This is a genomic window from Streptomyces nanhaiensis, assembly GCF_046614825.1.
Classification (GTDB): Bacteria; Actinomycetota; Actinomycetes; order Streptomycetales; family Streptomycetaceae; genus Streptomyces; species Streptomyces radiopugnans.
Map to the genome: position 1 here is coordinate 1 of NZ_JBKJFM010000008.1, position 22,262 is coordinate 22,262.

The following is a 22,262-nucleotide window of genomic DNA, read 5'->3' on the forward strand; positions in this document are numbered from 1 at the left end:
GGCGGCCCGGAACGGGGTGACGGTGCCGGTCAACGAGGGGGGCCGCCGGCGCCCGATGGGCCGCCCCGGCCCCGGCGCCGACGTCCGGACCGCGCCCGCCCCCGTGCCCGCGCCGCGCCGGGAGGCGGTGCCGGAGCCGGACGCCACCAGGCCGACCGGCATGCCCAGCGGCACCCAGTACACGGAGGTGTACTACCACGCGTTCCGGGAGTTCATGGCCGAGCACGGCCGGCGCCCCAACGCCCGGGAGCTGGCCCGCGCCCTCCACGAGCACCACAACGTCACCGACGCCGACGGCAGCCTGCTGAGCGAGGGTCACCTCCGCCCGTACCTGCGGGAGTTCCGGGAGCGGTACAACGACGAGATGGGCCTGGGGGGCTGACCGCCCACCAGGCCCGTCCGCGTCCTTCCGTTGCCGCCCGGCGCGTACGGCGCGGGCCGGCGGGTTACGCGCCCAGCAGCTTGCGTACCCGGTCCGCGCCGACGGCCAGCAGCAGCGTGGGCAGCCGCGGGCCGGTGTCGCGGCCCACCAGCAGCCTGTACAGCAGCGCGAAGAAGGCGCGCTGGGCCACCTTCAGCTCCGGTGTCGGCCTGGCCTCCGGCGACAGGCCCGCCCGGACCTTGGGCACGCCGTAGACCAGCGTGGTCAGCCCGTCCAGCGACCAGTGGTCGTCCAGGCCGTCCAGCAGCAGCCGCAGCGACTCGCGCGCGTCGTCGTCCAGCGAGGCCAGCAGCTCGGTGTCGGGCTCCTCGCGCACCCGGGTGCGCTGCTCGGCCGGTACGTGGGTGCTGATCCAGCGCTGCGCGCAGTCCAGGCGCGGACGCGTCTCGTCCAGGGAGCGGACCGGGTTGTCCGGGTCCAGCTCGCTCAGGATGCGCAGCGTCTGCGCCTCGTCCCCGGTGGTGATGTCCGCCACCGACGCCAGCGTGCGGTACGGCAGCGGGTGCGGGGTGCGGGGCAGTTCGCCGGCGGCCGTGGTGGTGGCGCGGCGGTACGCGGCGGCGTCCGCGGGCTGCGCGGTGCCCTCGGCGACCTTGCGCTCCAGGGCGTCCCACTCGTCGTAGAGCCGCTGGATCTCCTGGTCGAAGGCGATCTTGAAGGACTGGTTCGGGCGGCGGCGGGCGTACAGCCAGCGCAGCAGCGGCGCCTCCATGATCTCCAGCGCGTCGAGCGGGGTGGGCACCCCGCCCTTGGAGCTGGACATCTTCGCCATGCCGCTGATGCCGACGAAGGCGTACATCGGGCCGATCGGCTGCTCGCCGCCGAAGACCTCCCGCACCAGCTGCCCGCCGACGACGTAGGAGGAACCGGGGGACTGGTGGTCCACGCCGGAGGGCTCGAAGACCACGCCCTCGTACGCCCAGCGCATCGGCCAGTCGACCTTCCAGACCAGCTTGCCGCGGCGGTGCTCCGACAGCAGCACCGTCTCCTCGTTGCCGCACCGGCACACGTACGTCATCCGCGTGCTCTCGTCGTCGTACGCGGTGATCGTCGTCAGGTCGCGGTCGCAGACGGAGCAGTACGGCTTGTACGGGAAGTACCCGGCGTCGCCCGTGCTGCCGTCGTCCTCGCCCGCGGCGCCCGAGCCCTCGGCGGCCTCGATCTCCGCCGCGGACATCTCGGCGTCCTTCGGCCTGCCCTGCTTCTTCGCGGCCTTGGCCGCGCTCTCGGGCGCGACCTTGGTGCGGTAGCGGTCCAGGACGGCGTCGATGCGGCCGCGCTCGCGCATGGCGAAGAGGATCTGCTCGCCGTACGCGCCGGAGGTGTACATCTCCGTCTGGCTGATGCCGCGCACCTCCACGCCCAGCTCGTCCAGCGCCCGCACCATGGCGGCCCTGAAGTGCTCGGCCCAGCTGGAGTGCTCGCTGCCGGGGGGCGCGGGCACCAGGGTGAGCGGCTTGCCGATGTGCTCGGACCACGAGGTGTCGACGCCCTCGATGCCCGCCGGGACCTTGCGGAAGCGGTCGTAGTCGTCCCAGGACAGGATGTGCTCGCAGGGCACGCCGCGCCGCTTGATCTCGTCGGCGACGAGGTGCGGCACCATCACCTCGCGGAGGTTGCCCAGGTGGATGGGGCCGGAGGGGCTGAGGCCCGAGGCGCAGACGACCGGTTTGCCGGGGGCGCGGCGCTCCGCCTCGGCGATGACCTCGTCCGCGATGCGGGAGACCCAGTCGGCCTCTGTGCTCTGAGCCACGGTCGGCACGTCCCTTTCCTGGCTGTTCTCGATTGTTCCTGCTCGTCCTCGGCCGTTCCCCGCGCTGCTTCGCGCGCCGGTGGCCGGCTTCCGTGCCCGGGACGGCGGTCCACGGGGGCGGTGGTCCCATTGTTTCAGACGCGGTGCCGGCCGCGCGCCCGTGATAAACGCGCGCGCCCCGGCGGTGGGCCGCGTGGGATACTGGACCGATCCGGTAAACCCCACTCAGAGGAACGGCACTCCTTCATGGCCTCGGTCCCCTCCCTTGCCGCAACCGTCCACCAGCGCGTCGCGGACGCCCTCTCGGCAGCCCTGCCGGAGGTCGCCTCCGCGGAACCGCTGCTGCGACGCAGCGACCGGGCGGACTTCCAGGCCAACGGGATGCTGGCGCTGGCCAAGAGGCTCAAGGGCAACCCGCGGGAGCTGGCGGGCAGGGTCGTCGCCGCGATGCCGGAGACGGACGAGATCGCCGGCATCGAGGTCTCCGGGCCCGGCTTCCTCAACATCACCGTCTCCGACGCCGCGATCGTGCGGACGCTGGCGGCGCGGGCGGCCGACGAGCGGCTGGGCGTGCCGTACGCGGAGCGGCCGGGCACGACGGTCATCGACTACTCGCAGCCCAACGTGGCCAAGGAGATGCACGTCGGGCACCTGCGCTCGACGGTGATCGGCGACGCGATCGTGCAGATCCTGGAGCACCGGGGCGAGAAGGTGGTCCGGCGGCACCACATCGGGGACTGGGGCACGCAGTTCGGCATGCTCATCCAGTACCTGGTCGAGCACCCGCACGAGCTGGACCACGCCTCCGGCGAGGAGGCCGGCGGCTCCGGCGCGTCCGGCGAGGCCGCGATGTCCCGGCTGAACCGGCTCTACAAGGCTTCCCGGGCGCTGTTCGACTCCGACGAGGAGTTCAAGGCGCGCGCCCGCGACCGGGTGGTGCTCCTGCAGAGCGGCGACGGGACGACGCTGGAGATGTGGCGGAGGATCGTCGGCGAGTCGATGATCTACTTCCACGCGGTCTACGACCAGCTCGACGTGGAGGTCCGCGACGAGGACGTGGTCGGCGAGAGCGCCTACAACGACGATCTCCAGCAGGTCGTGAAGGAGCTGGAGGACAGCGGCGTCGCGGTCCGGTCCGAGGGCGCGCTGTGCGTGTTCTTCGACGACGTCAAGGGCCCCGACGGCAAGCCCGTCCCGCTGATCGTGCAGAAGTCCAACGGCGGCTTCGGCTACGCCGCCACCGACCTGGCCGCCATCCGCGACCGGGTCGGAAAGCTGGGCGCCGACACCCTGCTGTACGTGGTGGACGCCCGGCAGGCGCTGCACTTCAAGATGGTCTTCGAGACCGCGCGCCGGGCCGGCTGGCTGCCCGAGGGCGCCGCGCGGCAGCTCGCCTTCGGCACGGTGCTGGGCAAGGACGGCAAGCCGTTCAAGACCCGTGAGGGCGAGACGGTCCGGCTGGTGGACCTGCTGGACGAGGCCGTCGAGCGGGCCACGGCCGTGGTGCGGGAGAAGGCGGAGCAGGGCGGTCTGGAGCTGACGGAGGAGGAGATCGCCGAGCGCGGCGCCCAGGTGGGCATCGGCGCGGTGAAGTACGCCGACCTGTCGACGTCCATGTCGCGCGACTACGTCTTCGACCTGGACCGGATGGTCTCCCTCAACGGCGACACCAGCGTCTACCTGCAGTACGCCTACGCCCGGATCCAGTCGATCCTGCGCAAGGCGGGCGACGCGAAGCCCGCCGCGCACCCGCAGGTGGGGCTGGCCCCGGCCGAGCGGGCGCTGGGTCTGCACCTGGACGAGTTCGCCGAGACACTGGCGGGCGTGGCCGAGACGTACGAGCCGCACAAGCTGGCCGCGTACCTGTACCAGCTCGCCTCGCTCTACACCACGTTCTACGACCAGTGCCCGGTGATCCGGGCCGAGTCGGAGGCGGTCAGGGAGAACAGGCTCTTCCTGTGCGACCTGACGGCCCGCACCCTGCGGCAGGGCATGGCGCTGCTGGGCATCCGCACCCCCGAGCGGCTCTGAGCCGTACGGACCGGAACGGCCGGGCGCCCGTCCCGCGGAAGCGGGGCGGGCGCCCGTGCGCGTCGCGCGGACGTGCGGACGTGTGGTGTGCGGTGTGCGCCGCTCAGCGCTCGCGGTGCACCTTGGTGTTGGACGCCTGGGCGCGGGGGCGGAGGACCAGCAGGTCGACGTTGACGTGCGGGGGGCGGGTGACGGCCCAGACGACGGTGTCGGCCACGTCCTCGGCGGTCAGCGGCTCGGCGACGCCCTCGTAGACCTTCGCCGCCCTGTCGGCGTCGCCGCGGAAGCGGGTGAGGGAGAACTCCTCGGTGCGCACCATGCCGGGCGCGATCTCGATGACGCGCACCGGCTGCCCGCACAGCTCCAGGCGGAGGGTCTCGGCCAGGACGTGGGCGCCGTGCTTGGAGGCGACGTATCCGGCGCCGCCCTCGTAGGTGCCGTGGCCCGCGGTGGAGGAGAGCACGAGAACGGTGCCCTCACCGGAGGCGGTCAGGGCCGGGAGCAGGGCCTGTGTCATGTGCAGCGTGCCCAGCACGTTGACCTCGTACATCGACCGCCAGTCGGCGGGGTCGGCGGTGGCCACCGGGTCCAGCCCCAGGGCGCCGCCGGCGTTGTTGACCAGCACGCTGCCGGGGGCGAGGGGGCCGAGCCGGGAGGCGAAGGCGTCCACGGCGGCGCGGTCGGTGACGTCCAGGGGGTGCGCCTCGGCCCGGTGGCCACCGCCGTTCAGCTCGGCGGCGAGCTCCTCCACGCGGTCGGCGCGGCGGGCGGTGAGCACGGCGCGGTAGCCGGCGGCGGCCAGCCGGCGCGCGGTGGCGGCACCGATGCCGCTGCTCGCGCCGGTGACGACGGCGGTGGGCTGCTGCTCGGCGGGCAGGGTCATGAAGGGCTCCTCGCAGGGTGGTGGACACGGTGCTGGGCGGACATGGTGGTGTCAGGTGCGGACGAATGCAGACGAATGCAGACGAACGCAGACGAACATGGTGGCGGGTGCCGCGGCGGGCGCTTCCGCCCGGGTCGCCCCGCAGGACGGGCGGCCGGTTCAACCACCCCGCGGCGCGTACATGCTGTGCCGTCCCGGGGGCTTCCCCCGGACCCCGGCCGGTTCAACCACCCCGCGGCGCGTACATGATCAGCGCGACCCCGGCCAGGCAGACCAGCGCCCCCGCGACGTCCCAGCGGTCCGGCCGGAAACCGTCCACGACCATGCCCCAGGTCAGGGAGCCCGCGACGAAGACCCCGCCGTACGCCGCCAGCACACGGCCGAAGTTCGCGTCCGGCTGGAAGGCGGCGACGAAGCCGTAGGCGCCCAGCGCGACCACACCGGCGCCGATCCAGGCCCAGCCGCGGTGCTCGCGCACCCCCTGCCACACCAGCCAGGCGCCGCCGATCTCCAGAAGGGCGGCGAGGGCGAACAGCAGGACGGAGCGTGCGACGGACACGGGCTGCGCGGGGGCCGGTACCGGTACCGGCCCGTCAGGGCCAGACCAGGCAGTACGGCTGGTGGCCGGCCTCGTGGAGCCGGTGGGAGAAGTCCTGCCACTCGTGCAGCAGCCGGTAGACGTCGAAGGCGTCGCGCGGGCCGCCCCGGTCGGGGACGGTGGACCAGATGAAGGCGGCGGCGCCCACCGACTCCTCACCGATGCCGCGCAGCGGGTCGACGACCGTCATGGGGAGCCTGACCACCGCGTAGTCGGAGTGGAGCACGACCAGTTCCAGCGGCGGCACCTTGTGCAGGGGGACGCCCTCGATGCCGGTGAGGACCATGGCGGCCATCGTCTCCGGCTTGATGCTGGTGAACATCCCGTGACCCAGTTCGTCCCCGCCGAGCTCGTCCGGGCGCATCGTGATGGGCACCCGGGCGGCTGTGGCGCCGTCCGGCGCGCCGAAGTACTTGTAGGTCACCCCCACCCGGCCACCCTTGCTGCTCCTCGTCTCCGTGCTCTCGGCCCCGGCGGCCCCGGCGGTCCCGGCCTCGGCGGTCTCGCTGACCGCCCTCGCGTCGCGGTCCCGCCGGTGGCGGCCCCGCGCCCGCCTGGGCCCCCGGCCCAGGTCCCCCGTGCCCTCGCCCAGTCCGCCACCGCGCTGCATGTCACCACCCGACCACTTGCGGCCCCCGCCGCGCAACCAGATCATCGTCTCAGAGACTTCCAGAGACCTCCCCCTCTGGCGGGCTGCGAAACGCCCGGCCGCACATGTGCGCGAGGCTCTGAGACCATGGCTTGCGTGAGCTATCCGTACGATGCCCCAGTATCGCAGTCGCTGTACGACCGTGCCGCCGTCGTGACGCCCGGAGGCGTGAATTCTCCGGTGCGCGCCTTCCGCGCCGTGGGCGGTACGCCCCGCTTCATGGTGTCCGGTACCGGTCCGTACCTCACCGACGCCGACGGCCGTGAGTACGTGGACCTCGTGTGCTCCTGGGGCCCGATGGTCCTCGGGCACGCCCACCCCGCCGTGGTGGAGGCGGTGCGCGCGGCGGTCGCGCGCGGCACGTCCTTCGGCACGCCGGGCGAGGGCGAGGTCGAACTGGCCGAGGAGATCGTCGCCCGCGTCGCCCCCGTCGACCAGGTACGGCTGGTCTCCTCCGGCACCGAGGCCACGATGTCCGCGATCCGCCTGGCGCGCGGCTTCACCGGGCGGGCCAAGGTGGTCAAGTTCGCCGGCTGCTACCACGGGCACGTCGACGCCCTGCTGGCCGCCGCCGGCTCGGGCGTGGCCACCTTCGCCCTGCCCGACACCCCCGGTGTGACGGGCGCGCAGGCCGGGGACACGCTGGTGCTGCCGTACAACGATCTGGACTCGGTCGCCGCCGCCTTCGCCGCGCACCCCGGCGAGATCGCGTGCGTGATCACCGAGGCGTCGCCGGGCAACATGGGCGTCGTGCCGCCGCGCGACGGCTTCAACGCCGGGCTCAAGCGCCTGTGCGAGGAGAACGGGGCGCTGTACGTCTCGGACGAGGTGATGACGGGCTTCCGCGTCTCCAGGGCCGGCTGGTACGGCCTGGACGGCGTCGTGCCGGACCTGATGACCTTCGGCAAGGTGATGGGCGGCGGCTTCCCGGCCGCGGCCTTCGGCGGCCGGGCCGACGTGATGGCGCACCTCGCCCCCGCCGGTCCCGTCTACCAGGCCGGCACCCTCTCCGGGAACCCGGTCGCCACCGCCGCCGGCCTCGCCCAGCTCCGCCTGCTGGACGACGCGGCGTACGAGCGGCTGGACGCCGTCTCCGCCGAGATCCGCGCGCTGGTCACCGAGGCGCTGGCCAAGGAGGGCGTGGCGCACCGGCTGCAGAGCGCGGGCAACATGTTCTCGGTCTTCTTCACCGACGAGGACGTGGCGGACTACGACGCGGCCAGGCGCCAGGAGTCGTTCCGCTTCACCGCCTTCTTCCACGAGATGCTGGCCCGGGGCGTCTACCTGCCGCCCTCGGCCTTCGAGTCCTGGTTCGTCTCCACCGCCCACGACGACCGGGCCGTCGAGCGGATCGCCGCCGCCCTGCCGGCGGCCGCACGCGCCGCCGCGCGGGCCACCGCCGGGGAGGAGGGGGCATGACGGACGAGCCGAGGGCGGGCGCCCCGAACCCCGCGGAGTCCGCGGACCCCGCGGGGATGACGGACCCGGCGGACGTGGCGGTCACCGGCGAGACGGCGGGGGAGCGCGAGCAGCACGGCGGCGGGAAGCGCACCGTCGTCCACCTGATGCGGCACGGCGAGGTGGAGAACCCCCAGGGGATCCTCTACGGGCGCCTGCCCGGCTACCACCTCTCCGACCTGGGCCGCCGCATGGCGGAGCGGGTCGCCGAGCACCTGGCCGGGCGCGACATCGCCCATGTCGTCGCCTCCCCGCTGGAGCGCGCCCAGGAGACCGCCTCCCCGATCGCCAAGGCCCACGGCCTGGACGTGGCCAGTGACGAGCGGCTGATCGAGGCGGAGAACATCTTCCAGGGCAAGACCTTCGGCGTCGGGGACGGAGCCCTGCGCCGGGTCGCGAACTGGCCGCACCTGCGCAACCCCTTCCGCCCGTCGTGGGGCGAGCCGTACATCGACCAGGTGGTGCGGATGATGGCGGCGCTGGAGGCCGCCCGGGACGCCGCCCGCGGCCACGAGGCGCTGTGCGTCAGCCACCAGCTGCCGATCTGGACGGTGCGCAGCTTCGTCGAACGCCGCCGGCTGTGGCACGACCCGCGCAGGCGGCAGTGCACCCTGGCGTCGCTGACCACCTTCACCTTCGTCGGGGACCGGATCGTCTCGGTCGGCTACAGCGAGCCCGCCCGCGATCTGGTGCCGCCGCACCTGAGGGCCGGGGCGAAGCCGGCCAGGGGGCGGGCGGGGGGCGGCGGCCCGGGGTTCGGGGCCTGAGCGGTTCGCGCCGCCGCGGGGCGGGAGGCCGCACGGCGGCGACGGCCGCGGCCGTCGCCGCCGCCGCCCGTTCCGTGTGAGTCAAGTCACATCCGTGCGGGGAGAGTTGTCGGGTTATCGCCCGGTGGGGCCTTTTGACGGGGGTGGGGGAACGCCTGCGCGGGGCGCATGGGAAACTTTTCACATGTTTCTTCGCGCCATCGGCTTCCCAGGCCGCTCCCGGCTGTCGGCGGCCGCCACCGCCGCGGTGGCCTGCGCACTGCTCCTGTCGGGCTGCGGCGGGGACGGCGGTCAGCAGCAGAGCAGCGGTTCCGGCAAGAACTACGTGGAGGGGACGGGTGCGGTCACCAGGGTGAAACCCGCCGACCGCGAGCCCGCCCCCGAACTCTCCGGCGAGACGGTCGACGGGAAGCGGCTGGACGTCGCCGACTACCGGGGCGAGGTCGTGGTCCTCAACGTCTGGGGATCGTGGTGCCCGCCCTGCCGCGCCGAGATGCCGCACCTGGTGAAGGTGGCCGAGGAGACCGAGGACCAGGGGGTGCGGTTCGTCGGGATCAACACCCGGGACCTCGACCGGGTGCCGGCCCAGCGCTTCGAGGACGAGTACGAGGTCCCCTACCCCAGCCTCTACGACCCCTCGGGCAAGCTCCTGCTGCGCTTCCCCAAGGGCAGCCTCAACCCGCAGGCCATTCCCTCCACCCTCGTCCTCGACCGGGAGGGGAGGATCGCGGCCCGGGCCCTGAAGCCGCTCGGTGAGGAGGAGCTCCGCTCCATCATCGACCCCCTGGCCGAGGAGAAGTGAGGCGGATGCTCCACCTCGCCTCCGCCACGGGGATCAACGAGACCGTCCTGTCGGGCGGTCTGCTGCTGGCGATCCCCATCGCGCTGCTGGGCGGGCTGGTGTCGTTCTTCTCCCCGTGCGTCCTGCCGCTCGTCCCCGGCTACCTCTCCTACGTGACGGGGATCGGCGGCGCGGACCTGGCCGAGGCGCGCCGGGGGCGGATGGCGCTCGGCGCCTCCCTGTTCGTCGCGGGCTTCACGGCGGTCTTCGTCTCGGGCGGAGCCCTCTTCGGATACTTCGGCCAGACGCTCCTGGAGCACCAGGAGACGATCAGCCGCGTCCTGGGCGTGGTCCTGATCGCGATGGGCCTGCTCTTCGCGGGCCTGCTGAAGGGGGTCGGGCAGCGCGAGTTCCGCTTCCACCGCAGACCGGCCGTGGGCCTGACGGGCGCCCCCGTGCTCGGCGTGCTCTTCGGCGTCGGCTGGACCCCGTGCCTGGGGCCCACGCTGACCGCCGTCAACGCGCTGGCGCTCAACGAGGCGAGCGCGGGGCGGGGAGCACTGCTGACGGTCGCCTACTGCCTGGGCCTGGGCCTGCCGCTGATACTGGCGGCGGTGGCCTTCCGGCGGGCGATCGGCGCCTTCGCCGCGGTCAAGCGGCACTACGCGTGGGTCATGCGGATCGGCGGGGGGATGCTGATCGCGCTGGGGGTCCTGATGCTCACCGGGGTGTGGGACCTGCTGCTGACCGAGATGCGCACCTGGACCGACAGCTTCACCGTAGGGATCTGAGATGCCCACAGCCGATGTCGGGAACGCTCCCGAGAACACCCGGGCCGACACCGAGGAGCAGGAGGCGGGCGGCCGGATCTCCACCGCCCCCCGCGAGGACTCCGCGGCCGACGTCCCCGCCCTGGGGCCGGTGGGCTGGGCCCGCTGGTTCTGGCGGCAGCTCACCTCGATGCGGGTCGCGCTGATCCTGCTCTTCCTGCTCTCGCTCGCCGCCGTGCCCGGCTCGCTGGTCCCGCAGAACGGCGCGGACGCCTTCGCCGTAAGGGACTTCAAGGAGCGCAACGGGACGCTGGCGGAGGTCTACGACAAGCTCCAGCTCTTCGACGTCTACAGCTCGGTGTGGTTCTCCGCGATCTACATCCTGCTGTTCGTCTCGCTCATCGGCTGCATCGTCCCGCGCAGCTGGCAGTTCGTCGGCCAGCTCCGCTCCCGTCCGCCGCGCGCGCCGCGCCGGCTGACCAGGATGCCCGCCCACACCACCTGGCGCACCGACGCCGAGCCGGAGCGGGTGCTCGGGGCGGCGCGGACGCTGCTGCGCGGGCGCCGCTTCCGCACGTCCCTGACCGAGGAGCCCGGCGGGCCGGACGGTTCCGGTCCGGGTGGATCGGTCGCCGCCGAGAAGGGCTATCTGCGCGAGGCGGGGAACCTCGTCTTCCACGTCTCGCTGATCGTGATGCTGCTCGCCTTCGCGGCGGGGCAGCTGTGGAACTCCGAGGGCGGCAAGCTCGTCGTGGAGGGCGACGGGTTCTCCAACACCCTCGTCCACTACGACGACTTCACCTCCGGCTCGCTGTACGACACCGACGACCTGGACGTCTTCGGCTTCACCCTGGAGGAGTTCCACGCCTCCTTCGAGCGCACCGGACCGCAGCGCGGCACCGCGCGCACCTTCCGCGCCGACGTCTCGTACTGGGAGGGCGCCGACGGGCCGGAGAAGAAGACCTCCATCGAGGTCAACCACCCGCTGAAGGTCGGCGAATCCAAGGTCTTCCTGGTCGGCCACGGCTACGCGCCGGTCGTCACGGTCACCGACGGGCAGGGGAAGATGGCGTACCGGGGCCCGGTGCCGTTCCTGCCGCAGGAGAGCCTGGGCCTGACCTCCACGGGCGTCATCAAGGTCAAGGACTACCGGAACAAGGACGGCGAGAAGGAGCAGCTCGGCTTCCAGGGCATCTTCACGCCCACCTACGGGATCGACGCCGAACGCGGCCCTCACTCGACCTTCCCCGAGCTGGACTACCCGGTGCTCTCCCTCAACGCCTTCCACGGCGACCTGGGCGTCAACGCCGGGCTCCCGCAGAACGTCTACCAGCTCGACACCGACAAGATGGAGCAGTTCAAGTCCGAGGACGGCGACCTGTTCCGGGCCGACCTGCGCCCCGGGGAGTCGGTGGAGCTGCCGGACGGCGCGGGCACGCTGACGTTCGACCGCGTCGAGCAGTGGGCCAGCTTCCAGGTCTCCCAGGAGCCCGGGGAGGGCTGGGCGCTGGCCGGGGCCACCGCGGCCGTGCTCGGCCTGGCCGGCTCGCTGTTCGTGCGGCGCCGCAGGGTGTGGGTCCGCGCCCGGCGCGGCGCGGACGGTGTCACCGTGGTGGAGATGGCCGGGCTGGGCCGCAGCGAGTCCGCACGCCTCCCCGAGGAGCTGGGCGACCTGGCCTTCGCCCTCCAGGACGACGCGCCGCCCGCGGCGGATCCGGGTGAGGCGGCCCCGGACGGGCAGGACCCGGCTCCCGGAGAGGACGCCGGGGGGAGCACAGGGGGGACCGCAGAAGACGTACCGGCTGCCACCGAGGACGCCGGCCCCTCGTCACGAGGAGAGAACCAGTGAACCCAGTGGACATCGCCGTCGCAGCGAACGAGAGCCTCGCCGAGTTCAGCAACCTGCTGATCAAGTCGGCGATGGCCGTGTACGCCCTGGCCTTCGTCGCGCACATCGTGGAGTGGGTGTTCGGCAGCCGCAGCAAGGTGGCCCGTACGGCCGCCGCGCTGACCGCCCGGGGCGCCGGGAGCGCCGGGGAGAAGGGGGCCGGCAAGGCCGGCAAGGTCTCCGTCACCGTGCGCACCTCCGGTGGCACGGAGGTGCTGGAGCGCCCCGAGGTCGTCACCCGCTCCGCCCCGGGCCGCCGGACCGGCGTGCCCGACGGTCCGGGCGCGGCCGGCGGCGACGAGCAGGGCGACCTGTACGGCCGGATCGCCGTCTCGCTCACCGTGCTGGCCTTCCTGCTGCACTTCGGCGCGGTGCTCACCCGCGCCCTGTCGGTGCAGCGCGCCCCCTGGGGCAACATGTACGAGTTCTCGACGGCCTTCTCGATGGTCGCCGTCGGCGCCTACCTGGCCTTCCTGGTGGCGAAGAAGGACATCCGCTGGATCGGGCTGCCGCTGGTCACCACCGTGCTGCTCGACCTGGGCCTGGCCATCGTGGTCTTCTACACCGAGAGCGACCAGCTCGTCCCGGCGCTCGACTCGTACTGGATGTGGATCCACGTCTCGCTGGCCATCGTGTGCGGCGCGCTGTTCTACCTCGGCGCGGTCTCCACGCTGCTGTACCTGTTCCGGGACCGCTACGAGGCCAAGCTGGAGGCCGGCGGCAGGCCGGGCGCCATCGCCACCTCCGTGCTGGAGCGGCTGCCCAGCTCCGCGTCGCTGGACGGCTTCGCCTACCGCATCAACGCCGCCGTCTTCCCGTTCTGGACCTTCACCATCATCGCGGGCGCCATCTGGGCCGAGAACGCCTGGGGCCGCTACTGGGGCTGGGACCCCAAGGAGACCTGGTCGTTCATCACCTGGGTCGGCTACGCGGCGTACCTGCACGCCCGTGCCACGGCGGGCTGGAAGGGGCGCAGGGCGGCGTACCTGGCGCTGATCGCCTTCCTGTGCTTCCTGTTCAACTACTACGGCGTCAACATCTTCTTCGACGGCCTGCACTCCTACGGCGGGGTGTGACCGTCCCGCCGCGGCGCCGCACCGCGGCGGGACGCCGTTGACGCGACGCGGGAGCGGCCCTCTCAGGAGGCGGCGGGCGGGGTGGTGTCCTCCGGCCCGCCGTTCTCCTTGTCGGCCTCCCCGGCGTTCTTCCGTCCGTCCTTCCGTCCGTCCTTCCGGCCGTCCTTCCGGCCGTGCTCCCCACCGGGCTCCCGCCTCGGCTCCTCCGGCTCCCGCTCCGGCTCCGGCGCCTCGGGCCGCTGCCGCCCGCGCTCGTTGATCGACTTCAGGAAGTCGGGGTTGTCGTCCGGCGCGACCCAGCGGCGCTCGTCCGGACGGGTGGCGCCGTAGGGCGCGTTCCTGCGCGGCCGCCCGACCAGGAACCAGGCGACGGGCCCGATCAGCACCGAACCGAAGAACAGGATGATGAAGACCCAGGCCAGTTTCGGCAGTTTGCGGGTCTCGTTCTCGGGGGTGTTCAGGCAGTCGATGAAGGCGTAGATCCACACCGCCAGGATCAGAACGGTCGGAAGAAGCCTGAGCATTGGGCAACGCCCCCTGGAAGCGTGTAGTGCGGCAGGTGCCGGGCCCTGCGCGGGCCCGTGGTCCGGGGTGCCGGGCCGGAGCCGGAGGAGGCCCCGTGACACGCCCAGGGTAATCGGTGTCGGATACTGGCCCGTATGGCATACGACGATCTCCGCTCGCTGCTGCGGGCCCTGGAGCGCGACGGCGACCTCGTACGGATCAAGGCCGAGGTCGATCCCCATCTGGAGGTCGGGGAGATCGTCGACCGGGTCCAGAAGTCCGGCGGCCCGGCGCTCCTGTTCGAGAACGTCAAGGGCTCCGGCATGCCGCTGGCGATGAACGTCTTCGGCACCGACCGCCGCATGCTCAAGTCGCTGGGCCTGTCGTCCTACGACGACATCAGCGAGAAGATCGGCGGACTGCTGCGGCCCGAGCTGCCGCACGGCTTCGTCGGGGTGCGCGAGGCGTTCGGCAAGCTGGGCGCGATGGCGCACGTACCGCCGAGGAAGGTCAAGGACGCGCCGGTCCAGGAGGTGGTCCTCACCGGCGACGACGTGGACCTGGAGAGACTGCCCGCGCTGTTCACCTGGCCGAAGGACGGCGGCTCCTTCTTCAACCTGGGCCTGACCCACACCAGGGACCCCGAGACCGGCATCCGCAACCTGGGCCTGTACCGCCTCCAGCGGCACGACCGCCGCACCATCGGGATGCACTGGCAGATCCACAAGGACAGCCGCAACCACTACCAGACGGCCGCACGGCGCGGCGAGCGGCTGCCGGTCGCCATCGCCTTCGGCTGCCCGCCCGCCGTCACCTACGCCTCCACCGCGCCGCTGCCGGGCGACATCGACGAGTACCTGTTCGCCGGCTTCCTCCAGGGCAGGCGGGTGGAGATGGTGGACTGCAAGACCGTGCCGCTCCAGGTCCCCGCCCGCGCCGAGGTGGTGCTGGAGGGCTGGCTGGAGCCGGGCAGGATGCTTCCGGAGGGGCCCTTCGGCGACCACACCGGTTTCTACACGCCGCAGGAGGACTTCCCGGCCCTGACCATCGACTGCGTGACGATGCGCAGACGCCCGGTCTTCCAGTCCATCGTCGTGGGCCGCCCGCCGACGGAGGACGGGCCGCTGGGCCGGGCGACGGAACGCTTCTTCCTGCCGCTGCTGAAGATCATCGTCCCGGACATCGTGGACTACCACCTGCCCGAGGCGGGCGGCTTCCACAACTGCGCGATCATCTCGATCGACAAGAAGTACCCCAAGCACGCGCAGAAGGTGATGTCCGCCATCTGGGGCGCGCACATGATGTCGCTGACCAAGCTGATCGTCGTGGTGGACTCCGACTGCGACGTCCACGATCTGCACGAGGTCGCCTGGCGCGCCCTGGGCAACACCGACTACGCCCGCGACCTCCTCCTCACCGAGGGGCCGGTGGACCACCTCGACCACGCCTCCTACCAGCAGTTCTGGGGCGGCAAGGCGGGCATCGACGCCACCGCCAAGTGGCCCGAGGAGGGCTACACGCGCGACGGGGGCTGGCCGGACATGGTCCTGTCCGACCCGGGCACGGCCGAGAAGGTCAGCCGCCGCTGGCGGGAGTACGGGCTGTGAGCTCCCTCACCCAGGGCGTCGCAGGTCCCCAGCCCGCCCGGCCCGCCGGCAGGGTCAGGGCGTTCCTGCGGCTGGTGATGATCGAGCACTCGGTCTTCGCGCTGCCCTTCGCCTACATCGCCGCGCTCACCGCGATGTTCCTGGACGACGGCACCGTCCACTGGTGGGAGCTGCTCCTCGTCACCGTCGCGATGGTGGGGCTGCGGACCTTCGCGATGGCCGCCAACCGGATCATCGACCGGGAGATCGACGCCCGCAACCCGCGCACCGCGGGGCGCGAGCTGGTCACCGGTGCGCTGTCGGTGCGCAGCGCCTGGGCCGGGGCGCTGGCCGCGCTCGCCGTCTTCCTGGGGGCCGCCGCCCTGCTGAACCCGCTGTGCCTGGCGCTCGCGCCCGTCGCCGTGGTGCCGATGGTGGTCTACCCGTACGGGAAGCGGTTCACCGACTTCCCGCACGCCATACTCGGGCTCGCGCAGGCCATGGGGCCCGTGGGCGCCTGGATCGCGGTCACCGGCGCCTGGTCGTGGGAGGCGGTGGTCCTGGGTCTGGCGGTGGGCGTGTGGATCGGCGGCTTCGACCTGATCTTCGGCTGCCAGGACGTGGCCGCCGACCGGGCCCACGGGGTGCGCTCCGTCCCCGCCCGCTTCGGCATAGCCGCCGCGCTGTACGGGGCCCGCGGCTCCCACGCCGTCACCGTGGCGCTGCTGGCCTGGTACGGGGTGCTGACCGGGGCCGGCGCGCCGTACTGGGCCGGGCTGGCGGTCGTGGTGGCGGCGTTCGTCTACGAGCACTCCATCGTGCGGCCCGGCGACCTGTCCCGGCTGAACCGGGCGTTCTTCACCGTCAACGGCTTCATCGGGATGGCGCTGTTCGGCTGCGTCCTGCTCGACCTGGCGCTGCGCGGCCTGACGGTGTGAGGCGCGGCGGCGGTGGCCCGGCGGCGGTCGCGGCGGCGGTGGCAGGTCAGGCGGCCCGCCTGCCCGCCCGTCCGGGCGGGTCAGGGTATCTGCCGCCTCACCCGCGCGGCCGGCGCCGAGCGGCGGAACCAGAACGCCGCCAGCACCCCGCCGATCAGCCCGAACAGATGGCCCTGCCAGGAGACGCCCTGGGCGGTGGGCAGTACGCCCCACAGGATCGAGCCGTAGAGCAGGACGACCGTGATGCCCACGGTGATGTCGAGTGCGTCCCGGTCGACGAAGCCGCGCACCAGCAGATAGCCGAAGAGGCCGAAGACCACGCCCGAGGCGCCCGCCGTCAGGGAGTTCTCCGGCGCGGTGAGCCAGACGCCGAGGCCGCTGACGACGATGATCGTCAGGCAGACGGCCAGGAAGCGGCCTATCCCGCGGACGGCCGCCAGGAAGCCCAGCACCAGCAGCGGCAGGCTGTTGGCCGCCACGTGGTCCCAGCCGAAGTGCAGGAACGCCGCCGGCACCACGTCGGCCAGCTCCTCCGTCTCGCGCGGCGAGATGCCGTAGGGGTCGAGGGAGTTGCCGGTGGCCACGTCGACGGCCTCCAGCACCCACAGCAGGGCCACCCAGGACGCCATCAGCACACCCGCCGACACGGCCCTGGAGGCGCGTGAGGAGCGGGCTGCTCCGGCCGCAGATCCGTACACCATCCGGTCCCTTCCGTTCGATACCGCGGTCGCCGCCGTCGCCGCGACCGCGGACGGCGCCGTCTTCGGTCTGCCCGTTCCACCGCCGCGTACGTCCGGAGAACGTCACGGAACGTGTCGGGAGTTCCGGCCGGGGCGTCCCGGGGCGGGGACTTCCCGGGGCGGGGGCGCCTCACGGCCGGGGCGATCCCAGTTCCTCGTAGAGCACCGCGGCCATCACGTCCTGGGGGTTCAGCCACCTGGCGCCCTCCGGCGCCTTCACCGGAACCGCCGAACCGGGCGCGAAGGACATGGCGAGGGGTATCTCCACCGGTTCCCCGGCACCCGTCTCCCCGGTGAACTGCGCCAGGTCCACCGTCATTCCCGACAGGACGCCGTCGCGCAGCGCCAGCTCCGCCGTGACCCGCCGGTCCGGCGCCCGCTCCAGCCAGGAGAACCCGATCCCGTCGAAGCGGTCCTCCAGCGGGGCCAGCGCCCGTGCGAGGCCGTCGGCGGCCTCCCGGGCCGGGAGGGTCACCCTGACGCGCTCGGTGCCGTCCGCCCGCCCGGCGTCCCGCAGGACGGCGTGGTCGTCCAGGGCCCGGCGCACCGCGCCGACCACATGGTGCTGGGCCCGCGCGCTCTGCAGGATGTCCACGCTGTTGGCCAGCCGCTGGGCGCGCTCGCCGTACTTGCCGCCCACCGCCCGCGCGAAGTGGTCGAACTCCTCGGGGTCGATCTGCACCCACCGGCCCTCGAACATGTCCCGGGCCGCGGCGAGGGAGGGCGGCAGCTCGCCCGCCGAGCGGGCCAGCTCGGCCGCCTGCACCACCGTCTCGCGGTTCCGGTTCGTCTCGTGCGCCAGCCGCGTCCAGTCGGCGCGCACGTAGAAGTCTGCCCCCACCGACTTGTAGGCGGCCACGTCCCGGTTGCCGAAGTTCACGGCCGCGGCCGTGTCGAGCCGGTCCTTCTCGCCGAGGTCCTTCAGCGGTCTGTCCGCGCCGAACACGAACGCCGTCTCCATCCGGGACAGCAGCAGCGCGTCGGTCCGGGAGACCGCCGGGCCTATGCCCCGCTCGTGGTTGCGCCGCAGGAATGCGTGTATCTCCTCGGCCGGGGCCTCGACGCGCACGGTGACCGACACCGTCTCCCACTCGCCGAGCCTCTCGGCGGACTGGCGGACCCTGGTCTCGGCGTCGGCCCTCCCAGGGGCCTCGCAGGCGGTGGAGACGGCGATCAGAAGGGCGCAGCCGGCCGCCGCCATGCCCGCGCGCCCGGTGCGTCCCGTGCGCCGGGCGCGCCGGGAGCGCGAGGCGCTGCCGGTGTCCGGGACGTGGCTGGAGTGCTCGACGTGCTCGGCCTGCTCGATGTGCTCGACGTGCGCGGTGGGCGTGCGGGGCATACGGGACATGCGGCGATCCAACTACTTCGGGGGCGGAGACGGCCAGGGTCCAGGGTGCCCCGGCCGGCGCGGGAGGTCGGTGCGGCGGCCGTTAGGCTCGGTGCCGTGAGTGACAGTGTGCGACGGCCGTGGATCGTCGGTGTGTCCGGGGCGTCCGGAACGCCGTACGCCGCGTCGGTGATCCGCGCGCTGCTCGCGGCGGGCGAGGACGTGGACCTGGTGGTCAGCCGGGCCTCCCGGCTGACCCTGCTGGACGAGACCGGCCACCCCTTCCGCGACGCCCACTGGCGCGAGGACCTGCGGCGCTGGCTGGCCCGGGGGGCGGACGGCACCCCGGACGCGTACGACGTGGCGATCCCCGAGCCCGGTCCGGGAACGGGCGGGGGGACGGGCACGGAGACGGGCACGGGCGGCGGGACCGTACGGTACTGGCCCGCCGGCGACCTGGCCGCCGGGCCGTCGTCCGGCTCGTACCCGGCCAGGGGCATGATCGTCGTACCGGCCTCCACCGCGTCCGTGGCGGGCATCGCCCTGGGACTGTCCAAGGACCTGCTCCAGCGCACGGCGAGCGTCACGCTCAAGGAGCGCCGCCCGCTGGTCGTCGCCGTGCGCGAGACACCGCTGAACGGCCAGACGCTCAGGCATCTGGTCACCCTGGACGAGGCCGGGGCCGTGGTGCTGCCGGCCTCGCCCGCGTTCTACGCGGGGGCGGCCCACATCCAGGAGCTGGTCGACTTCGTCGCCGGCCGCGCGCTGGACGCACTGGGCGTTCCGCACGATCTCTACCGCCGATGGGAAGGCGAGCTGGGGGGCGCACAGAGGCAGTCGTAGGGCGGCGAGTCCGGATGCCTTAGATTCGATTACGGAAAGCTCTTGCGGTATCCGACAGCCGGACAGCCCGGACGACAGCCCGAACGACGGAAGGCACCAGGACGCATGGACGCGGTGGACAGACAGCTCATCCAGGCGCTGCGCGAGAACGGCAGGGCCTCGTACGCGGAGCTGGGCCGGCTCGTCGGCCTCTCCGGCCCCAGCGTGACCGACCGCATCAACCGGCTGGAGGCGGCCGGCGTCATCACCGGCTACCGCGCGACCGTGGACGCACCCTCCCTGGGCCTGGGCGTCACCGCCCTGATCGGCATCCAGCTCTCGGACTCCGTCGACCACGAGGACGTGGTGGAGCGGCTGAGGGAGCTGGCGGAGATCGAGGACTGCTGGTTCATCGCCGGGGACGACTCCTTCATGCTCAAGGTCCGCGCCACCGACGTGGACGGCCTGGAGCGGACGATCCGCAGGCTCTCGGGCACCAAGGGCGTCTCGCGGACCCGCACCACCATCGTGCTCTCCACCAAGTGGGAGAACCGGGTCGGCGTACTGCCCGCCGAGGAGGAGTGAGCGCCCCCGCCGCGCGCCCCGGGGTACCGCCCGGGCGCGCGGCGGAGCAGGCGTAGGCTCGACGGGTCGCCCGCAAAGGGACGGCCCGCACGACCCGCGACCCCACACAGGAACAAGGAGGCGGCGACGCATGGACGCTGGGCTCAAGCGCGAGCTGGAGGAGAAGGTCCGCGCCGGCGAGCGGCTCAGCCGTGAGGACGGCATCGCCCTGTACGAGTCCGACGACCTGGCCTGGCTGGGCGGCCTAGCCCACGAGGTGCGCACGAGGCTCAACGGCGACGCCGTCTACTTCAACGTCAACCGCCACCTGAACATGACCAACGTGTGCACGGCCTCGTGCGCCTACTGCTCCTTCCAGCGCAAGCCGGGGGAGAAGGACGCGTACACCATGCGCATCGAGGAGGCCGTGCGGCTGGCCAAGGCGATGGAGGACGACAACCTCACCGAGCTGCACATCGTCAACGGCCTCCACCCCACCCTGCCCTGGCGCTACTACCCGCGCTCGCTGCGGGAGCTGAAGAAGGCGCTGCCGGACGTCTCCCTGAAGGCGTTCACCGCCACCGAGATCCACCACTTCGAGACGATCTCCGGCCTGCCGGCGTCCGAGATCCTCGACGAGCTGATCGACGCCGGTCTGGAGTCGCTCACCGGCGGCGGCGCGGAGATCTTCGACTGGGAGGTGCGGCAGCACATCGTCGACCACCGCACCCACTGGGAGGACTGGTCGCGCATCCACCGCCTCGCCCACTCCAAGGGCCTCAAGACGCCCTGCACCATGCTGTACGGGCACATCGAGGAGCCCCGCCACCGCGTCGACCACGTGCTGCGGCTGCGCGAGTTGCAGGACGAGACCGGCGGCTTCCAGGTCTTCATCCCGCTGCGCTACCAGCACGACTTCGTGGACATGAAGGACGGCAAGGTCCGCAACCGGATCCAGTCCCGCACCACCATGGCCACCGGTGCGGAGGCGCTCAAGACGTTCGCGGTCTCGCGGCTGCTGTTCGACAACGTGCCGCACGTGAAGGTGTTCTGGGTGATGCACGGCGTGCAGACCGCCCAGCTCGCCCTCCAGCACGGCGCGGACGACATGGACGGATCGGTGGTCGAGTACAAGATCACCCATGACGCGGACAACTACGGCACCCCCGACAAGCTCACCCGCGAGGACCTGCTGGAACTGATCCGCGACGCCGGCTTCCGCCCCATCGAGCGCAACACCCGCTACGAGATCGTCCGCGAGTACGACGGCCCGGACCCGGCGCGGCGCGAGTCGCCGCAGCCGATGCGGCTGTGATCCGGCGGCGGACGTGACGCGGAACACACCGTTGAGGACGGCTCGATGACGCTGCGGTACGTACTCGACCCTCCCGTCGACCGGCGGCTGGCCGACGGGATCTGCGCCCTGTGGGCGCAGGTGACCAACGCGGGCGGAGCCGTCGGCTTCGTGCCACCGGTGACCGACGCGGACGTACGGCCCGAGCTGATCCGGCACCTGACCGCGATGGCCGAGGGGCGGGCGCGGCTGCTGGCGGCGTACGACGAGGAGGAGCGGGTCGCGGGCACCGCCTTCCTCATGCCGAACACACACCGGCTGATGCGACACTGGGTGTGGCTGTACACCGTGATGCTGCGCCCCGACCGCCAGGGCCGGGGCGAGGGCCGGGCCCTGATGGCCGCCGTGGAGGAGGCCGCCCGGGGCATGGACGGCGTCCGGGGCATCCGGCTCACCTGCCGCGGCGGGCTCGGGCTGGAGCACTTCTACGGTTCGTGCGGCTACAAGGAGGTCGGACGCGTACCCGACGCCATCCGCGTCGCGGACGACGACCTCCGGGACGACATCACCATGTGGCTCCGGCTCAGCTGACCCGGCCACGCCGAAAGGATCCACCACCGTGACCAGCACTTCGGAGACCGGCAACACGAACACCGGGCCGGACACCGGGCCGGCGACCGCGTCCGGCGCAGTGCCGGGCCGCACGCCGCACGCGACGCTCCGCTACACGGCCATGCGGCTGGGCGTCTTCCTCGCCTGCTTCGTGGCCGTCGCGGTGCTCGCCTACGCCGGCGTACTGCCCGAGGCCATCGGCAGGGCCAACCCGCTGTGGCTGCTGATGCTCGCCATGGTCGTCTCCGCGCCGCTCAGCCTGGTGCTGCTGCGCAGGCAGCGCGACGAGATGTCCGTGCAGATCGCCGAGCGCGTGGACCGGGCCAAGCGGAAGCTGGCCGCCAACCAGAGCCAGGAGGACTAGGCGGCGGGACGGGGCCGGAGGCGGGCCGCTACGGCCGGGCCGGAAGGCGCCGGCCCGGCTCCGGGCCCCTCGCGCCGCGTAACCCTCGTCACACCCCCTCACGACGCCCCGCCGGGAATGCCTTTGCCCGGCGGGGCGTTGTGCGTCGGCGGAAACCGTTCCGCCCAGGCGGCGCCCGGGAAGCCCCGGGGCCCGGTGTTAGCGTGAGGACCATGACGACCGCAGCCCGCACCACCTCCCAGGCCAGGAGCACGATGCTCGTGGCCCGGCTGCACGTCGACCTCTGCCGCTGCCTGTCCGCGGCCTGTCGCATCGGCTGAGTCCCGCGCGACCACGGCGGCCGGGTACCTCCGGTGCGCTCTTCCCTCTTTCCGGGTTCTCCGGCACCGTCGTCCCGACGTACGCACAGAACGCG

At 72.7% G+C, this 22,262-nt stretch carries 21 protein-coding genes and 1 pseudogene; 15 read left to right on the top strand and 7 right to left on the bottom strand.

The window, feature by feature from the left end; all coding sequences use genetic code 11:
- A pseudogene (locus ACLIYP_RS04350) lies at positions 1 to 382 on the top strand (hypothetical protein); the annotation flags it as partial.
- Positions 383 to 446: 64 nt separating this feature from the next.
- Here the strand turns inward: ACLIYP_RS04350 and lysS are convergent.
- Positions 447 to 2,195, bottom strand: a complete 1,749-nt coding sequence (gene lysS / locus ACLIYP_RS04355; protein ID WP_412711811.1) for a lysine--tRNA ligase — start codon at positions 2,193 to 2,195, stop codon at positions 447 to 449.
- A gap of 246 nt (positions 2,196 to 2,441) precedes the next feature.
- Here lysS and argS point away from each other — a divergent pair, with 246 nt between their 5' ends.
- Entirely contained in the window at positions 2,442 to 4,226 is a 1,785-nt protein-coding gene (argS, locus tag ACLIYP_RS04360) for an arginine--tRNA ligase (protein WP_412711812.1), read from the top strand.
- Between the two features lie 103 nt (positions 4,227 to 4,329).
- Here the strand turns inward: argS and ACLIYP_RS04365 are convergent, their stop codons facing one another.
- The 3 genes from ACLIYP_RS04365 to ACLIYP_RS04375 form a co-directional block, all read right to left on the bottom strand.
- Positions 4,330 to 5,109 (bottom strand): SDR family NAD(P)-dependent oxidoreductase, encoded by a 780-nt coding sequence (locus tag ACLIYP_RS04365; protein WP_412711813.1) that lies wholly within the window; start codon positions 5,107 to 5,109, stop codon positions 4,330 to 4,332.
- 223 nt (positions 5,110 to 5,332) lie between these two features.
- Complete coding sequence (locus ACLIYP_RS04370; RefSeq protein WP_412711814.1) at positions 5,333 to 5,668, bottom strand: YnfA family protein; 336 nt, start codon at positions 5,666 to 5,668, stop codon at positions 5,333 to 5,335.
- Positions 5,669 to 5,702: 34 nt separating this feature from the next.
- Positions 5,703 to 6,317, bottom strand: coding sequence for a hypothetical protein (locus ACLIYP_RS04375; protein WP_412711872.1), 615 nt, complete (start codon positions 6,315 to 6,317; stop codon positions 5,703 to 5,705).
- Positions 6,318 to 6,443: 126 nt separating this feature from the next.
- On the opposite strand from ACLIYP_RS04375, the gene hemL reads away from it, so the two are divergent.
- The 6 genes from hemL (at position 6,444) to ccsB (ending at position 13,096) form a co-directional block, all read left to right on the top strand.
- Positions 6,444 to 7,775, top strand: a complete 1,332-nt coding sequence (gene hemL, locus ACLIYP_RS04380) for a glutamate-1-semialdehyde 2,1-aminomutase (RefSeq protein WP_412711815.1) — start codon at positions 6,444 to 6,446, stop codon at positions 7,773 to 7,775.
- 146 nt (positions 7,776 to 7,921) lie between these two features.
- Positions 7,922 to 8,581 carry a histidine phosphatase family protein gene (locus tag ACLIYP_RS04385; protein ID WP_412711873.1) on the top strand — a complete coding sequence of 220 codons (660 nt, stop codon included), beginning with the start codon at positions 7,922 to 7,924 and terminating at the stop codon, positions 8,579 to 8,581.
- A gap of 184 nt (positions 8,582 to 8,765) precedes the next feature.
- Positions 8,766 to 9,383: a TlpA family protein disulfide reductase gene (locus ACLIYP_RS04390; protein ID WP_412711816.1), complete on the top strand. Its 618-nt coding sequence runs from the start codon at positions 8,766 to 8,768 to the stop codon at positions 9,381 to 9,383.
- A gap of 5 nt (positions 9,384 to 9,388) precedes the next feature.
- Positions 9,389 to 10,153 (top strand): cytochrome c biogenesis CcdA family protein, encoded by a 765-nt coding sequence (locus ACLIYP_RS04395; protein ID WP_412711817.1) that lies wholly within the window; start codon positions 9,389 to 9,391, stop codon positions 10,151 to 10,153.
- 1 nt (position 10,154) lies between these two features.
- A complete protein-coding gene (resB, locus tag ACLIYP_RS04400; protein WP_412711818.1) occupies positions 10,155 to 11,981 on the top strand; it encodes a cytochrome c biogenesis protein ResB in 1,827 nt (608 codons plus the stop codon).
- A 5-nt stretch (positions 11,982 to 11,986) separates the two neighbouring features.
- On the top strand, positions 11,987 to 13,096 hold the full coding sequence (gene ccsB, locus ACLIYP_RS04405) for a c-type cytochrome biogenesis protein CcsB (RefSeq protein ID WP_412711874.1): 1,110 nt from the start codon (positions 11,987 to 11,989) through the stop codon (positions 13,094 to 13,096).
- 62 nt (positions 13,097 to 13,158) lie between these two features.
- On the opposite strand, the gene ACLIYP_RS04410 is transcribed toward ccsB, so the two are convergent.
- A complete protein-coding gene (locus ACLIYP_RS04410; protein WP_412711819.1) occupies positions 13,159 to 13,620 on the bottom strand; it encodes a PLD nuclease N-terminal domain-containing protein in 462 nt (153 codons plus the stop codon).
- Between the two features lie 135 nt (positions 13,621 to 13,755).
- Here ACLIYP_RS04410 and ACLIYP_RS04415 point away from each other — a divergent pair, with 135 nt between their 5' ends.
- Positions 13,756 to 15,207, top strand: coding sequence for a menaquinone biosynthesis decarboxylase (locus ACLIYP_RS04415; protein WP_412711820.1), 1,452 nt, complete (start codon positions 13,756 to 13,758; stop codon positions 15,205 to 15,207).
- Entirely contained in the window at positions 15,204 to 16,124 is a 921-nt protein-coding gene (mqnP, locus tag ACLIYP_RS04420) for a menaquinone biosynthesis prenyltransferase MqnP (RefSeq protein ID WP_412711821.1), read from the top strand. Before ACLIYP_RS04415 ends, mqnP begins: the two co-directional genes overlap by 4 nt.
- 80 nt (positions 16,125 to 16,204) lie before the next feature.
- Here mqnP and ACLIYP_RS04425 read toward each other — a convergent pair whose 3' ends face one another.
- Positions 16,205 to 16,825, bottom strand: a complete 621-nt coding sequence (locus tag ACLIYP_RS04425; protein WP_093660422.1) for a rhomboid family intramembrane serine protease — start codon at positions 16,823 to 16,825, stop codon at positions 16,205 to 16,207.
- A 169-nt stretch (positions 16,826 to 16,994) separates the two neighbouring features.
- Positions 16,995 to 18,212, bottom strand: coding sequence for a hypothetical protein (locus tag ACLIYP_RS04430; protein ID WP_412711822.1), 1,218 nt, complete (start codon positions 18,210 to 18,212; stop codon positions 16,995 to 16,997).
- Positions 18,213 to 18,308: 96 nt separating this feature from the next.
- Between ACLIYP_RS04430 and ACLIYP_RS04435 the strand changes: the two genes are divergently transcribed.
- The 5 genes from ACLIYP_RS04435 (at position 18,309) to ACLIYP_RS04455 (ending at position 21,847) form a co-directional block, all read left to right on the top strand.
- Positions 18,309 to 19,034, top strand: a complete 726-nt coding sequence (locus ACLIYP_RS04435) for a UbiX family flavin prenyltransferase (RefSeq protein WP_412711823.1) — start codon at positions 18,309 to 18,311, stop codon at positions 19,032 to 19,034.
- A gap of 105 nt (positions 19,035 to 19,139) precedes the next feature.
- Complete coding sequence (locus ACLIYP_RS04440; protein ID WP_093660428.1) at positions 19,140 to 19,598, top strand: Lrp/AsnC family transcriptional regulator; 459 nt, start codon at positions 19,140 to 19,142, stop codon at positions 19,596 to 19,598.
- 130 nt (positions 19,599 to 19,728) lie between these two features.
- Positions 19,729 to 20,892 (top strand): aminofutalosine synthase MqnE, encoded by a 1,164-nt coding sequence (gene mqnE / locus ACLIYP_RS04445; RefSeq protein ID WP_412711824.1) that lies wholly within the window; start codon positions 19,729 to 19,731, stop codon positions 20,890 to 20,892.
- Positions 20,893 to 20,937: 45 nt separating this feature from the next.
- Positions 20,938 to 21,462, top strand: coding sequence for a GNAT family N-acetyltransferase (locus ACLIYP_RS04450; protein WP_412711825.1), 525 nt, complete (start codon positions 20,938 to 20,940; stop codon positions 21,460 to 21,462).
- Between the two features lie 28 nt (positions 21,463 to 21,490).
- On the top strand, positions 21,491 to 21,847 hold the full coding sequence (locus ACLIYP_RS04455; RefSeq protein ID WP_412711826.1) for a DUF4229 domain-containing protein: 357 nt from the start codon (positions 21,491 to 21,493) through the stop codon (positions 21,845 to 21,847).
- Positions 21,848 to 22,262: the final 415 nt, after the last annotated feature.